This is a genomic window from Collinsella sp. SGI.178 (assembly GCF_050313495.1).
Taxonomy (GTDB): Bacteria; Actinomycetota; Coriobacteriia; order Coriobacteriales; family Coriobacteriaceae; genus Collinsella.
The window spans coordinates 1-13,769 of the sequence record NZ_JBNPLM010000035.1 but is presented as its reverse complement, the minus strand read 5'-3'; the positions used below and the strand labels follow the sequence as shown (position 1 = coordinate 13,769).

15 protein-coding genes are annotated in these 13,769 nt (G+C 59.1%); all 15 read left to right on the top strand.

Annotated elements, in window-relative coordinates; all coding sequences use genetic code 11:
- The first annotated feature begins 337 nt into the window (after positions 1-337).
- The 15 genes from ACQRAQ_RS08360 (at position 338) to ACQRAQ_RS08290 (ending at position 13,655) form a co-directional block, all read left to right on the top strand.
- Entirely contained in the window at positions 338-826 is a 489-nt protein-coding gene (locus ACQRAQ_RS08360) for a hypothetical protein (protein WP_427794528.1), read from the top strand.
- A 38-nt stretch (positions 827-864) separates the two neighbouring features.
- Complete coding sequence (locus ACQRAQ_RS08355) at positions 865-1,632, top strand: GntR family transcriptional regulator (RefSeq protein ID WP_427794527.1); 768 nt, start codon at positions 865-867, stop codon at positions 1,630-1,632.
- The gene (locus ACQRAQ_RS08350) at positions 1,617-2,330 is read left to right on the top strand and encodes a GntR family transcriptional regulator (protein ID WP_427719867.1); all 714 of its coding nucleotides are present in this window, start codon (positions 1,617-1,619) and stop codon (positions 2,328-2,330) included. The genes ACQRAQ_RS08355 and ACQRAQ_RS08350 overlap by 16 nt, the downstream gene beginning before the upstream one ends.
- A 193-nt stretch (positions 2,331-2,523) precedes the next feature.
- Positions 2,524-3,639: an SIS domain-containing protein gene (locus tag ACQRAQ_RS08345; protein WP_427719868.1), complete on the top strand. Its 1,116-nt coding sequence runs from the start codon at positions 2,524-2,526 to the stop codon at positions 3,637-3,639.
- A gap of 60 nt (positions 3,640-3,699) precedes the next feature.
- Positions 3,700-4,761 carry an SIS domain-containing protein gene (locus tag ACQRAQ_RS08340; protein WP_427794526.1) on the top strand — a complete coding sequence of 354 codons (1,062 nt, stop codon included), beginning with the start codon at positions 3,700-3,702 and terminating at the stop codon, positions 4,759-4,761.
- Positions 4,762-4,807: 46 nt separating this feature from the next.
- Positions 4,808-5,227 carry a PTS sugar transporter subunit IIA gene (locus tag ACQRAQ_RS08335; RefSeq protein WP_427719849.1) on the top strand — a complete coding sequence of 140 codons (420 nt, stop codon included), beginning with the start codon at positions 4,808-4,810 and terminating at the stop codon, positions 5,225-5,227.
- Between the two features lie 57 nt (positions 5,228-5,284).
- Complete coding sequence (locus ACQRAQ_RS08330) at positions 5,285-5,767, top strand: PTS sugar transporter subunit IIB (RefSeq protein WP_427719850.1); 483 nt, start codon at positions 5,285-5,287, stop codon at positions 5,765-5,767.
- A gap of 60 nt (positions 5,768-5,827) precedes the next feature.
- Positions 5,828-6,601 (top strand): PTS mannose/fructose/sorbose/N-acetylgalactosamine transporter subunit IIC, encoded by a 774-nt coding sequence (locus ACQRAQ_RS08325; RefSeq protein WP_427794525.1) that lies wholly within the window; start codon positions 5,828-5,830, stop codon positions 6,599-6,601.
- Positions 6,582-7,415 carry a PTS system mannose/fructose/sorbose family transporter subunit IID gene (locus ACQRAQ_RS08320; protein ID WP_427794524.1) on the top strand — a complete coding sequence of 278 codons (834 nt, stop codon included), beginning with the start codon at positions 6,582-6,584 and terminating at the stop codon, positions 7,413-7,415. Before ACQRAQ_RS08325 ends, ACQRAQ_RS08320 begins: the two co-directional genes overlap by 20 nt.
- An 88-nt stretch (positions 7,416-7,503) precedes the next feature.
- Positions 7,504-8,394 (top strand): DMT family transporter, encoded by an 891-nt coding sequence (locus ACQRAQ_RS08315; RefSeq protein WP_427719853.1) that lies wholly within the window; start codon positions 7,504-7,506, stop codon positions 8,392-8,394.
- 225 nt (positions 8,395-8,619) lie between these two features.
- The gene (locus ACQRAQ_RS08310; protein ID WP_035137735.1) at positions 8,620-9,393 is read left to right on the top strand and encodes a PTS mannose/fructose/sorbose/N-acetylgalactosamine transporter subunit IIC; all 774 of its coding nucleotides are present in this window, start codon (positions 8,620-8,622) and stop codon (positions 9,391-9,393) included.
- Entirely contained in the window at positions 9,374-10,207 is an 834-nt protein-coding gene (locus ACQRAQ_RS08305; RefSeq protein ID WP_427794524.1) for a PTS system mannose/fructose/sorbose family transporter subunit IID, read from the top strand. Before ACQRAQ_RS08310 ends, ACQRAQ_RS08305 begins: the two co-directional genes overlap by 20 nt.
- Positions 10,208-10,298: 91 nt before the next feature.
- Complete coding sequence (locus tag ACQRAQ_RS08300) at positions 10,299-11,513, top strand: MFS transporter (RefSeq protein ID WP_427794523.1); 1,215 nt, start codon at positions 10,299-10,301, stop codon at positions 11,511-11,513.
- Positions 11,514-11,683: 170 nt separating this feature from the next.
- The gene (locus tag ACQRAQ_RS08295; RefSeq protein WP_427794522.1) at positions 11,684-12,745 is read left to right on the top strand and encodes an SIS domain-containing protein; all 1,062 of its coding nucleotides are present in this window, start codon (positions 11,684-11,686) and stop codon (positions 12,743-12,745) included.
- A 73-nt stretch (positions 12,746-12,818) separates the two neighbouring features.
- Positions 12,819-13,655 (top strand): sugar phosphate isomerase/epimerase family protein, encoded by an 837-nt coding sequence (locus ACQRAQ_RS08290; RefSeq protein WP_427794521.1) that lies wholly within the window; start codon positions 12,819-12,821, stop codon positions 13,653-13,655.
- The last annotated feature ends 114 nt before the right edge of the window (positions 13,656-13,769 follow it).

Genomic DNA, 13,769 nt, shown 5'->3' with positions numbered 1-13,769 from the left:
CCGGAGCAAGGCAACCCGCCCGGAGCAGGCCCTCTCGACCGTTTCGATCTGCGGGGCTGATTCTTTTTTATGTAATGGGGACCTTGCTTATGCTGCCTTAGAAGCCGTGCATCTAACTATGGTCAGCCAAGATTACATTGCCGGGGCGGGGCCGGGGTGCTTGGTTTTGGAAGTTCGCGAAGCCCACTTCCAAAACCAAGCACCCCGCCCCCGCCCTCGTCCGTGAACTATTCCGCTGGGCGAGCCATAGACACCACGCACCGATGCGGTAAAGCGGCGGCTTGAAATTGGTGCTATATTCAACTTGAGTTGTTTAATACTAGTACGGGAGGCTGATATGGGGCTGTTCAAGAAGAAAAACCCGCAGGATGCCTTTGATCCCGATGTGTTTACCATCACGGATACGATTTTGGACCCGCCGCGGTTTACATTTTTGCCGGCTATCTACCAGGATGCCACGCGCCGCAAGTGGGCCGTGCATCAGCGCGGCGGCGAGCCGAAGATTTTTGACTATGCGGACGTTTTGCAGTGCGAAGTGGCCGAGGCGGGCGATCCGGAGGCCGAGGAAGCGGTCTCTAAACAAGAATTTGCCCAGCGTATTCTGGCAAATCCCGCCAAGGCGGCAAAAATGAACGCTGCCAAGCGTAATATGTGTCTTGGTATGGGCGTTGTTGTGGCGGTTCAGACGGGAAAAGGCAAGGTTTCCAAATTAGAGATTCCCGTTATGACCGACGAAGTTAAACGCGATTCAAACCTATATAAGTCGTATCGGAATGTCGCCGAGAAGATCAAGGCCGAATTTGATGCCATGGGAGGGCTGGCCTAATTTTGGCGGCATACGTTTCTGAATGAGGAGTCTGTGCAATGGCAGGCGAATCTTATGCAATCCCCCCCAAAGATCGTGCTGTTGAGGGAATTCTTTGGTATATCCAGCACCATCAGCTTACCGGCGGCGATCGCCTGCCGGCCGAGCGCGTGCTGTGCGAAGAGATTGGCGTTTCGCGTACGGCGTTGCGCGCTGGCATCACACGGCTCATCTCGTGTGGAACGCTCGAGAGCCGTCGCGGATCGGGTACATATGTGTGTCCTCCCAAGCCGCTGAACATCTTCCAGGAAACGTATAACTTCTCCGATGCTGTGCGGACTGCCGGCCTGCACCCCTCTTCTCGTCTGGTTTCCACCGGGACCATCGAGGCGGATGAGGCGCTTGCCGACAAGCTTGGGGTGTCTGTAGGCGCTCCTTTGCTCCGCATGCAGCGCGTTCGACTTATTGAGGGCGAGCCGGCGTCAATCGAGACGGCTCACGTTAACCTGTCCCTGTGCCCATCGCTTACCGAGCACGATTTTGAGTGCGAGAGCCTTTACGATGTCTTGCTCAAAGAAGGTGGCGTGCGTGTTGAGCATGGACGTGAGCATATCTCCATCTCGCGTTTGAACGCCGAAGAGGCCGAGTTGCTCCAGCAAGAAGAGGGAACGCCGGTGTTCTATGAGAGCACGATCGAATTTGATAAGGACATGCGTTTTGTGGAGCATTGCAAATCGGTGATTTTGCCCACAAAGTTTCGCTTTGCCGATAACGGCGAAAAGAACGGAATGAGAAGCGTGGCAGGTGAACAATGGCTGAAACAGTAGATGCCACCCCGGTTTATATGCGCATTCGACGCCGCATCGAGGAACGTATCGAGCGCGGTATATATCCCACGGGTTCCATGATTCCGTCCGAAAAAGACCTCGCCGAGGAATTTGGTACGACACGCTTGACCATCCGAAGCGCTGTCGATGAGCTGGTTCGGCGCGGGCAGATTCGACGCGTCCGCGGAAAGGGCGCGTTTGTGGCGCAGAAAGTACCCGTTGCCTACGAGCGAACAGGAGGCTTTCGCGAGTCGGTTCGTGCTTCGGGCGGCGAGCCGTCCGTCCGTATCCTCGCGCGTTCCAAGCGTTATGCGGGCCCATATTATGCCAACCTGTTTGGCATTGCCGAGGACGATTTGTTGTATTCGATTCGGCGTTTGAACTGCGTCAACGGCGATCCCGTATCGATTGAGATGGCGTTCATCCCGTGCCGGCTGTTTCCCACAATCGAAGATATTGACGTGTCGGTCTTCAGCTTGTACGAGACCTATGAGATGCTAGGCCGAAAGCCGGTCATGGCTCAGGAGAAGCTCGATATCGAGGCGGTGGGCGCACGCGACGCGGGCTTGCTTGGCTTGGAACAAGGGGATCTTGTTTTGCTTTTGGAATGCGTGAGCTATGACGCGAGCGGCCAGGCTATCGAGTATGTAAAGTCCTTCAATCGTGGCGATGCGGGCGGCTACACCTATACGTACTAGCTGGGGCTTTGCATCGCGCGCGGTAACAGCCGGTCTGTTTGGGCAATTTGACCGACTGTATATACAACCTTACATAGCTCAAAATCGACCGTTCGCCGAAGGGGATAAATTAATCGACAAAGAGGTATCAAAAAGCCGTAACCTGTAACTGTGATTGGTATCAAATACTAATGATTTGTTACGAGGTGAGACGATGAAGATGCTCGATTACGTTCAGCTTGCCCATGTGCGTATGGGAGAGAACCTCGAGCGTTCGTCTGAGCTGGTAGCGCAGCTCGTTGATATTTTCCAGTCCGGTTCTTTTGACGCGCTGCGCATCGTTGCTTCGGGTTCGTCGCGCCATGCTGCGGATTGCGCCCGCGATTACCTGCAAGATGCGCTGCAGATGCAGGTGTCCGTTGTGACGCCCGAGGCCTTCGTCGATTTTGAACACACCTATCCACAGCATGCGCTCAACATCGCCGTCTCGCAGAGCGGCTATTCAACCAATACGATTGCGGCGCTCGATTACATGTGCGCACACGATATGGCTGCAGTTGCGCTCACGGCAAACGTCGAGGCACCCATCAAGGAGCACACTGACATCGTTCTTGACTACGGTGTGGGCGTCGAGTCGGTGGACTTTGTGACTCTGGGCGTTGAGGTTCTCGTTGAGTACCTGGTGCTCTTTGGTATTTACGGCGGTCAGGCGCGCGGAACGATTGACGCCAAGGGCGTTGCCCAGCGTCTTGACGACCTGCGCGAGGCTATCCATGCCAATGCCGTGATGTGCAAGACCGCCGAGGCATATGTCCAAGACCACATGCTCGATCTTTCTGAGCACACGCCCGCCATGGTCGTCGGCAACGGACCCAACTACGGTGTTGCCGAGGAGGCGGCGCTCAAGCTGAGCGAGACCATCAAGATTCCTGCCATGCACCACGAAGGCGAGGAGTTCGTCCACGGTCCCGAGATGCAGATTGTTCCGGGCTATCTGGTGTTTATCGTCGACGATCCGCAGGGGTCGGAGCGTCTTGCGAATATCGCCGATGCGCTATCGAACGTTACGGCAAAAACGGTGCTGCTCACGGCCCATCCCAAGGGTAAGGCTCACGAGGTTGTGGTGCCTCAGGTGGCTCCGCTGCTCAGCGCAATTCCCAATCTTGTGTTCTTCCAGACGATTGCGGCAATGATCGCCGAGCGTCTGAAGTCATGGGACGTGCACCCGTATCTCGATGCCGTCTCCAAGCAAATGGAGGTCAAGGCAGAGGGCTACGAAGAGTCAGTCAATGCGCTTAAGGCCAAAGCGGCTGAGTGTTACGGAATGTAAGCGGGTTTTGATGCCCGTTGGCATGGGGGATGTGAAGACAACCCCAGAAAGGAGAGACAAATGAAGGAAACCGAGAAGATCGAGATCATGCATTTCGACCAGGAGGGCTACCTCGAGGACGGCAAGGCGCTCTACGAGACCGGCAAGAAGATGACCGCGCTCGCCGACAAGGTCGCCGACGAGGGCTACGACGCCGTGTTCCTGATGGGCGTCGGCGGCACCTGGGACGAGCTCATGCAGCTCGAGTACCTCATGAACAAGTTCGGCGACCGCGACCTCGAGGTCTACCTGATCCACGCCGCCGAGTGGAACGTCATGGGCCACAAGCGCATGACCGAGAAGTCCGTCGTGCTCACCGCCTCCGAGTCCGGCACCACCCCCGAGGTCCTCGAGGCCGTCAAGAAGATGAAGGACATGGGCGTGCGCGTCTACGCCATGACCAAGCCCGAGGGCCCCATCGGCCAGGCCGTCGGCGCCGAGAACTGCGTCGCCATGGCTTCCGACCATGGTTCGGGCGGCTGCGAGAAGGGCTACTACCTCGCCGACTGCTTCGGCCTGCGCCTGCTCAACCGCCGCGGCTGCTTCCCCAAGTTCGACCTGTTCATCGAGCAGACCAAGGACATCTGGAAGGACATGCTCGACATCCGCAAGCGCTTCGAGCCGCGCGCCGAGGAGCTCGCCAAGAAGTACGCCCTGGCCCCCTACACCATGTTCATCGGCTCCGGCGCCCTGTGGGGCGAGACCATCCTCTTCTCGATGTGCATCCTCGAGGAGATGCAGTGGAAACGCACCCGCTACATCACCTCGGCCGACTTCTTCCACGGCACCCTCGAGCTCGTGGAGCCCGGCGTCCCGGTCTTCCTGTTCATGGGCGAGGACGAGAACCGCAAGCTCGACGAGCGCGTCCGCGCCTTCCTGACCCGCGGCGTGACCGGCGACACCGACGTCAACGTCATCGACACCGCCGAGTTCGCGATCCCCGGCCTTGACGACGAGTTCCGCGTCATCGTGTCCCCGTGGATTCTGACGGTGCTCGTTACCGACCGCCTGGCTCGCTACTACGAGACGGTCACCAAGCACAACCTCAAGTATCGTCGCTACTATCACCAGTTCGACTACTAAAGAAAACGGGTGCGGGAACGCGCCGGGCTATTGAGAGGAACACAGAATGAGACAGTACATCATCGCCAGCCATGCGCACTTCGCTACCGGCATCAAGGAGAGCATCGAGCTGCTCTCGGGCGCTCGCGACAACGTCCACGATCTTTCGATGTTCGTCGATGACCGCATGGACGTGGCCGAGGAGGCCCAAAAACTGCTGGCAGGCATGGCTGCCGACGATGATGTCGTCGTGTGCACCGACCTCTTTGGCGGCAGCGTCAACAACGAGTTCACCAAGATCGTCCAGACGCGCCCCCGCACGTACCTCGTTACCAACATGAACCTTCCTCTGCTCATTCAGCTGCTGTTCTCTGACGAGTCGGTGCCGGTTGAAGAGACGATTCGCACCATCGTCGCTGCGGACGATACGCGCGTGAAGTTTGTCAACGATCTTTTGGTCGATGACGACGAGGAAGAAGAGTTCTAATCCGCAGCACCTACTGACACGCCGTAAGACGGCACAAGACCTTTGGGGGGTCACATTATGATTCAGCTACTTCGCGTCGACCATCGCCTGCTTCATGGCCAGGTCGCGGTCTCTTGGGTTCAGGGCCTCGGCTCCAACTGCATCTTCTGCGTGGGCGATAAGGTCGCTAACGACCCGGTGTGGAAGACGACGCTCAAGATGGGCAAGCCTGCCGGCTGCAAGCTCGTCATCAAGGATATGGCGAATGCCATCGAGGCCATTAACTCGGGTGTGACTGACAAATACAAGATGATTATCTGCGTCGCCACCATCGCTGAGGCAAAGCAGCTTGTTGAGGGCTGCCCGCAGATCAAGTCGGTCAACCTGGGCAACACCAAGCCCAAGGACGAGAAGCGCCCCGATGCTCGTCAGGTCTCTCGTCAGATCTTCCTGACTGCGGCCGAGGAAGCCGATGTGCGCGAGATGCTGAGCCGCGGCGTCGAGGTCGAGATTCGTCCTCTGGCCGACGACCCCAAGGTCGACTGCGCAAGCGTGCTCTAGGCGTTTAATTTCGAAGAGCCTGCGGGTTCTTCGTAGTGTCCTATTAGGAAAGGGGGATGTATGCTTACCCAAGCAATCCTCATCGGACTTATCGCCGCGTTTGGTAAGTTCGACTACCAGCTCGGTACGCTCTATGCGTTCCGCCCCATCGTCCTGTGCCCGCTCGTGGGCCTGGTGCTGGGGGACCTGCAGTCCGGCCTCGCGATCGGTGCGAGCCTGGAGCTGCTGTTCATGGGCTCAATCTCCATCGGTGCCTACGTGCCGCCCGATGAGACGATCGGCGGCGTGCTCGCCTGTGCCTTCGCTATCCAGCTGGGCCAGAGCACCGAGGCAGCCATCGCGCTCGCTATGCCCATCGCCACGCTGTGCCTTGCCATCAAGAACATCCTCAACGCCGCCCTGCCGATTTTGGTTGACCGCGCCGATGTTTTCTCTGCCCGGGGCAACCTTAAGGGCGTCTATGCGATGCACTTCCTGATCGGTTCCACCGGTATCATCATGGCGTTCCTGTTGTGCTCGCTGTCGTTCTATCTGGGTGCTGACGCTATCCAGGGCGTGCTCGACTTTATCCCCGACTTTGTCCTTGCTGGCTTTGGCGTTGCCGCCAACATCCTGCCTGCCATGGGCTTCGCCATGCTCGGCCGCCTGGTGCTCACCAAGCAGCTCGTGCCCTTCTACTTCCTGGGCTTCCTGCTGTGCTCCTACGCCAACGTGCCCGTCCTGGGCGTCGCCCTGATCGCCATCATCATCGGCATCGACAAGTTCGACCTGCTCGGCCTGGGCGGAGCCCAGCCCCAGCTCTCCGCGGAAGGGGATGAGGACGATGACTTCTAGTCCCGAGAACAAGATCACGCGCTCCGACCTCATCAAGAGCGCCGTCAACACCGGCGCCCTGGGCATGGAGTTCTCCTGGACCTACTACAAGCAGATGAACATCGCCTTCTGCCTGATGGTCGCCAACATGCTCAAGAAGATCTACGCCGGCCGCCCCGACGACTACGCCGAGGCCCTGCACCGCCACTGCGCGTTCTTCAACATCACCGTCCAGTTCGCCCCGTTCGTCGGCGGCATCGCGATGGCCATGGAGGAGAAGGTCGCCCGCGGCGAGATCGAGCCCGAGAGCGTCAACGACGTCAAGGCCGCCCTCATGGGTCCGCTGTCCGGCATCGGCGACTCCATCTTCCTGTCGACGCTGCGCGTGGTCGCCGCCGCGGTGGGCATCAGCCTGTGCCAGGCCGGCAACCCCTTCGGCCCCATCGCCTTCCTGCTCATCTACAACGTCCCCGGCTTCGCGCTGCGCATCTGGGGCGCCGTCAAGGGCTACGAGCTGGGCGTGGGCTTCCTGGACGAGGCCCAGAGGACCGGCCTCATGCAGAAGATCATGACCTGCGTGGGAATCGTGGGCGTCATGGTCGTTGGCGCCATGTGCAAGGACATGTTCTGGGCCAGCATCCCGGTGGCCATCGGCTCGGGCGACGACGCCCAGACCCTCCAGGACATCCTGGACGGCATCATGCCCGGCATGCTCGGCATGATCGCCTTCTGGCTGTACTACTGGCTGCTGTCCAAGAAGATCAACCCCATGGTGCTGATCGTGGCCACCATGGCCGTGGGCATCGTCGGCGCGTTCTTCGGCGTGCTGGCGTAGGTTCCTGCGTTCTATTCTGCCCCCAAGGGAAACGGCGACCCATTGCGGTCGCCGTTTTTTATTACCGAAAGCTAGCTGGAGGTGCTTCGTGATTCGATCTGACAATCCACCCGATAATGGCGTGAGCGGGGCGATGTATCTATTTGGCACGGCGCTCTTGTGGAGTTTTATCGGCATCCTCGTTCGCGCCAATTCGCAGTCAGCTCTTTTGATCGGTGCCGTTACGGCAATATTTATGGCGCTCTTTATCCTGCTCGTCGGCAGGCCCGTCTTTCGCGTCAGCCGTCTTATTGTCCTTGTGGCCGTCTGCAACTTCGTGACGGGCACCACGTTTAACTTTGCCAACCAGCTCACGACGGTCGGCAACGCGATCGTTCTGCAGTACACCTCGATGATTTTCGTTATCGTGTATCAATCGCTCGCAACTCGCACGTTGCCCTCGCCTGCGAAGATTGCCTCCGTGGTGGTTGCTTTTACGGGTATGGGACTTTTCTTTTTAGGTGATTTGAGTGCCGAGGGCATGCTCGGAAATCTGCTTGCCGTCATTTCGGGCGCCACCTTTGGGCTGTGTTTCTTTTTAAACTCTCGCCCCGATGCGTCGCCTATGGTGTCCTCGCTCATCTCCTGCGGCATCTCGATACTTCCGATCGTCTATTTTGCCGGCGACCTAGGCTCCGTGAAACCCTTTGAGTGGGGGCTTATGCTGGTGCATGGCCTTTTTTGCAGCGGCCTTGCGAGTGTGCTGTATGCCAAGGGGATTGCGCGCACCAACGCGTTTGCGGCCAACTTGGTTTGCATGAGTGAGGTCGTGCTCGCTCCCTGCTGGTCGGCGCTCCTCTTTGGCGAGGTCTTTCGCTGGAACGAGTTTTTGGGCGCAGCGATTATCGTTTTGGTGATTATGGCCAACTTGGCATCCGATGCCTTTGGCGATGGCTTTCTGGTGACGCTTGTCCTCCATCGAAACAAAGAGCGCGCCTGACGGGATACGTCTGCCGTTTACGGTAAAAAACACTCCGCTGAGCGAGTGGTATTAAATAGTAAGAACCTGCATACCTATAATTGGTATCAAATCATTTGTGCCTGGCATGGGTGTTAGCAGCACACCAGGTACGCTTCGAGCCGTGGAATCGAACTCCCGGAATTGATATCAACAACGCGCGCGACGGGAGTGACGACGGTTCGAGATTCCTTATTGGGAGGAATTATGCTTGTCCAAGCAATACTCGTCGGCTTAGTCGGAGCGTTTGGATGCCTCGACTACCAGCTCGGCACCCTCTACGCGTTCCGCCCCATCGTCCTGTGCCCGCTCGTGGGCCTGGTGCTGGGGGACCTGCAGACTGGCCTTGCCGTTGGCGCCAGCCTGGAGTTGCTGTTCATGGGCTCGATCTCCATCGGCGCCTACGTGCCGCCTAACGAAACCGTCGGCGGCGTGCTCGCCTGCGCGTTTGCCATTCAGCTCGGTCAGGGTACCGAGACGGCCATCGCGCTCGCCATGCCCATCGCCGTCCTTGCACTGACGATCGGCAACATTACCAATGCCTTGTTCCCTGTGTTTGTCGATATGGCAGACAAGTTCGCCCTCAAGGGAAACCTCAAAGGCATCTACGCCGTTCATTGGGGAATTGGAATCTGGGGCTGCGTCGAGTACTTCCTGCTGTGCGGCGGCGCCTTCTATTTGGGTTCCGACGCCATCCAGGGCCTGCTCGACTTCATCCCGCCCTTCATCATCGACGGTTGCGGCGTTGCCGCCAACATCCTGCCTGCCATGGGCTTCGCCATGCTCGGCCGCCTGGTGCTCACCAAGCAGCTCGTGCCCTTCTACTTCCTGGGCTTCCTGCTGTGCTCCTACGCCAACGTGCCCGTCCTGGGCGTCGCCCTGATCGCCATCATCATCGGCATCGACAAGTTCGACCTGCTCGGCCTGGGCGGAGCCCAGCCCCAGCTCTCCGCGGAAGGGGATGAGGACGATGACTTCTAGTCCCGAGAACAAGATCACGCGCTCCGACCTCATCAAGAGCGCCGTCAACACCGGCGCCCTGGGCATGGAGTTCTCCTGGACCTACTACAAGCAGATGAACATCGCCTTCTGCCTGATGGTCGCCAACATGCTCAAGAAGATCTACGCCGGCCGCCCCGACGACTACGCCGAGGCCCTGCACCGCCACTGCGCGTTCTTCAACATCACCGTCCAGTTCGCCCCGTTCGTCGGCGGCATCGCGATGGCCATGGAGGAGAAGGTCGCCCGCGGCGAGATCGAGCCCGAGAGCGTCAACGACGTCAAGGCCGCCCTCATGGGTCCGCTGTCCGGCATCGGCGACTCCATCTTCCTGTCGACGCTGCGCGTGGTCGCCGCCGCGGTGGGCATCAGCCTGTGCCAGGCCGGCAACCCCTTCGGCCCCATCGCCTTCCTGCTCATCTACAACGTCCCCGGCTTCGCGCTGCGCATCTGGGGCGCCGTCAAGGGCTACGAGCTGGGCGTGGGCTTCCTGGACGAGGCCCAGAGGACCGGCCTCATGCAGAAGATCATGACCTGCGTGGGAATCGTGGGCGTCATGGTCGTTGGCGCCATGTGCAAGGACATGTTCTGGGCCAGCATCCCGGTGGCCATCGGCTCGGGCGACGACGCCCAGACCCTCCAGGACATCCTGGACGGCATCATGCCCGGCATGCTCGGCATGATCGCCTTCTGGCTGTACTACTGGCTGCTGTCCAAGAAGATCAACCCCATGGTGCTGATCGTGGCCACCATGGCCGTGGGCATCGTCGGCGCGTTCTTCGGCGTGCTGGCGTAAGGGCCCGGCTGCATAGACTGTCATTGCAAACTGGTAAGGGGATGGAGCGGGCCTATGCCCTCCATCCCCTTTTTGTATAGAAGGAGTTCGTATGTTCGCGAGGGATCGCGAAGCAATGCGCCTGACGCCGGCAGAGGTCAGGCTGATTCTTATTGAGTCCCTGCAATGGTGCGCCAACAACGCGGTGTACTTTTTAGGGCTTATCGGCGCGGCGACGTATGATTTGGCTGGCACGGCCTTTTTGGTTGCTGCCATTACGCTCGTACGCAATCTTATGACGTCGGCGGGCAATATGGTGTCGGGCTCGGTCATCGACCGCTTTGGACCGCGCCGGACGTCGTTTGTGACGTGCATGATTACGGCGGTGCTATCGCTTGGCGTGGGGTTGGCGCCGTTGTCTGTCCACGGGCTTGTGTTTGCCGCGTGCGTCTTGGGGCTTGCGGGCGGCTTTATCAACACCTGTACGCATGCGTTTCCGGGATACCTGGAGTCGACCACCGAGGGCCGTACCCGCGTGAACGGTCTCATGGTGTTCTACAGCAATATCGCCTATACCGCTGGCCCGCTGCTCGGTGGTGCCATCGTGAGCTGTTTTGCCACGCAATCGGTCTATCTGCTCATGGCGGGCATGATGGGTGTGGCGGCCGTGCTCTCCTTGGGCTGTCACGAGTGTGTTGCTCCCGCAAAAGGGGAGAAGCCGAAGGGCGGCATTCTGGGCGGCATGGCCGAGGGCGCGCGACTTACGTTTCGCGACCACGACCTGCGCCTTATCTTTATCTCGGGCTTTCTGGGCTTCTTTGCGTTTGGCGCGTTCGATTCGCTGGAGTCGTTGTTCTATCGCGATGTGCTCAACTTGGATATCGTCTGGCTGGGCTGGCTGTCCTCGGTCGTGGGCCTCACTTCCTCGGTGGGCGCGTTCATCCTGACCAAGCTTTCTGCCCGCCATGTCAACCTGCGATTGCTGCTCGGCGCGCTCATGGCCGTGGGCATTGGGTCCATGGTGTACGTGGGCACCGATATGCTGGGGGTCGCGATTATCGGTCAGGCGATTAACGGTCTGGCCTGGGGATTCCTGGAACCGCTGCAGATGATCTTGATTCAGGAGCGCGCTGACATCAAATACCTGGGGCGCATTACCGGCTTTGTGCGTTTTGGCCTGATGAGCGCCGGCGTGCTGCCGCTGCTGGCGGCTCCGTTTTTGGCGGAGGCTTTGGGTGTCCAGACGGTACTGTTTGGGGCATCGACCATTATTGCGCTGGTAGGAACGCTGTTCTTTGTCACACAAGGGAGGCGCCAGAGGCGTTAGCTATACATTCAATTCTAATTTAATACCACTCACCAGAGAATTTCGACCGTTCACCGATGATTGGAACAGATTGATAAGTGGTATTAAAAACACGTTAGGTGTATGTCTATAATTGGTATCGAAAATAAACGCGATGTATAGAGTTGCGTGCAGGACAGAAAGGAAAAGCCATGAAGGAAACCGAGAAGATCGAGATCATGCATTTCGACCAGGAGGGCTACCTCGAGGACGGCAAGGCGCTCTACGAGACCGGCAAGAAGATGACCGCGCTCGCCGACAAGGTCGCCGACGAGGGCTACGACGCCGTGTTCCTGATGGGCGTCGGCGGCACCTGGGACGAGCTCATGCAGCTCGAGTACCTCATGAACAAGTTCGGCGACCGCGACCTCGAGGTCTACCTGATCCACGCCGCCGAGTGGAACGTCATGGGCCACAAGCGCATGACCGAGAAGTCCGTCGTGCTCACCGCCTCCGAGTCCGGAACCACCCCCGAGGTCCTCGAGGCCGTCAAGAAGATGAAGGGCATGGGCGTGCGCGTCTACGCCATGACCAAGCCCGAGGGCCCCATCGGCCAGGCTGTGGGTGCCGAGAACTGCGTCAAGATGGCTTCCGACCATGGTTCGGGCGGCTGCGAGATGGGCTACTACCTCGCCGACTGCTTCGGCCTGCGCCTGCTCAACCGCCGCGGCTGCTTCCCCAAGTTCGACCTGTTTATCGAGCAGACCAAGGACATCTGGAAGGACATGCTCGATATCCGCAAGCGCTTCGAGCCGCGCGCCGAGGAGCTCGCCAAGAAGTACGCCCTGGCCCCCTACACCATGTTCATCGGCTCCGGCGCCCTGTGGGGCGAGACCATCCTCTTCTCGATGTGCATCCTCGAGGAGATGCAGTGGAAACGCACCCGCTACATCACCTCGGCCGACTTCTTCCACGGCACCCTCGAGCTCGTGGAGCCCGGCGTCCCGGTCTTCCTGTTCATGGGCGAGGACGAGAACCGCAAGCTCGACGAGCGCGTCCGCGCCTTCCTGACCCGCGGCGTGACCGGCGACACCGACATCAACGTCATCGACACCGCCGAGTTCGCGATCCCCGGCCTTGACGACGAGTTCCGCGTCATCGTGTCTCCGTGGATCCTCTCCTCGCTGATCACCGATCGCCTTGCCGCTTACTACGAGACGGTCACCAAGCACAACCTCAACTACCGTCGCTACTATCACCAGTTCGACTACTAAGAGCAAATAACGTTTGTGTAATTGGGCCTCGCTCCTATATGGAACGGGGCCTCGCTTGGGTTGGAGAGTAATTATGAGCTATCCCCAGCTTGCCGCCATGAATATCAGCCATCGTTATTTTGACCTTGAGGAGTTCTTTTCTTCGGCAGCGGCCTCGGGCTACACGTGTTGCGAGCTTTGGACCGGGGCGATGCATCTGTATGTCGATTGCCATGGATACGATTCGCTCGAGCAGGTGCGGGAGCTATCACAGCGGTATGGGGTTCGGATTGTGGGGCTTTGTCCCGAACAGAACAACCCCAAGCCGTGGAATATCGCGGCACGCGGGAATGAGGCGCGCGCCCGCACGCTCGCGTACTTTAAGAACGTTGTGGATATCGCGACGGAACTTGGAGCCGAGCAGGTCATGGTCTCGAGCGGCTGGGCATTTTTGAACGAGCCGATCGAGGACGCGTGGGGTCGCAGCGCCTCGATGCTGCGTGCGATTGGCGAGCATGCGGGAGAGCGCGGCGTGCGACTGGTGCTCGAGGCCCTACAGCCGGTTGAGTCGATGATCGTGAACTCGGCGGCCGACATGAAGCGCATGATCGAGGCAGTTGATCATCCGGCACTTAAGGCGTGTCTGGATTTGGGCGCTATGGCGGTGGCAGGGGATACCATCGACGATTATTTTGATCTGCTTGGCGATGATGTCGCCCACGTGCATTTTGTCGATGTTGCGGCAGACGGCACGACGCATCTTGCCTGGGGTGACGGCGACCGCGATATGCGCGCCGACCTGGATAGGCTGGTGGCGCGCGGCTATCGCGGAGTTGTTTCGGCCGAGACCTATGACTGGCGCTATTTTGCCGACCCCGCAGCTGCCGATGCGCAGGTAATGGCAGAGTATCGTCGTGCGATTGGCGCCTAAGTGGGACAGGGCGCCGAGCTGGCGTTTGGCGAATTTTAGTTTGGCGCTCTCTGAGAAATGGGACAGACTTTCCGCTTGAAGCCCAACCGGAAAGCCTGTCCCGGAATGAGCCTC

Excerpts from the sequence above, each read along its gene's own strand:
- ACQRAQ_RS08360 (WP_427794528.1), top strand. The coding sequence starts at position 338 with ATGGGGCTGTTCAAGAAGAAAAACCCGCAGGATGCCTTTGATCCCGAT.
- ACQRAQ_RS08355 (WP_427794527.1), top strand. The coding sequence starts at position 865 with ATGGCAGGCGAATCTTATGCAATCCCCCCCAAAGATCGTGCTGTTGAG.
- ACQRAQ_RS08350 (WP_427719867.1), top strand. The coding sequence starts at position 1,617 with ATGGCTGAAACAGTAGATGCCACCCCGGTTTATATGCGCATTCGACGC.
- ACQRAQ_RS08345 (WP_427719868.1), top strand. The coding sequence starts at position 2,524 with ATGAAGATGCTCGATTACGTTCAGCTTGCCCATGTGCGTATGGGAGAG.
- ACQRAQ_RS08340 (WP_427794526.1), top strand. The coding sequence starts at position 3,700 with ATGAAGGAAACCGAGAAGATCGAGATCATGCATTTCGACCAGGAGGGC.
- ACQRAQ_RS08335 (WP_427719849.1), top strand. The coding sequence starts at position 4,808 with ATGAGACAGTACATCATCGCCAGCCATGCGCACTTCGCTACCGGCATC.
- ACQRAQ_RS08330 (WP_427719850.1), top strand. The coding sequence starts at position 5,285 with ATGATTCAGCTACTTCGCGTCGACCATCGCCTGCTTCATGGCCAGGTC.
- ACQRAQ_RS08325 (WP_427794525.1), top strand. The coding sequence starts at position 5,828 with ATGCTTACCCAAGCAATCCTCATCGGACTTATCGCCGCGTTTGGTAAG.
- ACQRAQ_RS08320 (WP_427794524.1), top strand. The coding sequence starts at position 6,582 with ATGAGGACGATGACTTCTAGTCCCGAGAACAAGATCACGCGCTCCGAC.
- ACQRAQ_RS08310 (WP_035137735.1), top strand. The coding sequence starts at position 8,620 with ATGCTTGTCCAAGCAATACTCGTCGGCTTAGTCGGAGCGTTTGGATGC.
- ACQRAQ_RS08305 (WP_427794524.1), top strand. The coding sequence starts at position 9,374 with ATGAGGACGATGACTTCTAGTCCCGAGAACAAGATCACGCGCTCCGAC.
- ACQRAQ_RS08300 (WP_427794523.1), top strand. The coding sequence starts at position 10,299 with ATGTTCGCGAGGGATCGCGAAGCAATGCGCCTGACGCCGGCAGAGGTC.
- ACQRAQ_RS08295 (WP_427794522.1), top strand. The coding sequence starts at position 11,684 with ATGAAGGAAACCGAGAAGATCGAGATCATGCATTTCGACCAGGAGGGC.
- ACQRAQ_RS08290 (WP_427794521.1), top strand. The coding sequence starts at position 12,819 with ATGAGCTATCCCCAGCTTGCCGCCATGAATATCAGCCATCGTTATTTT.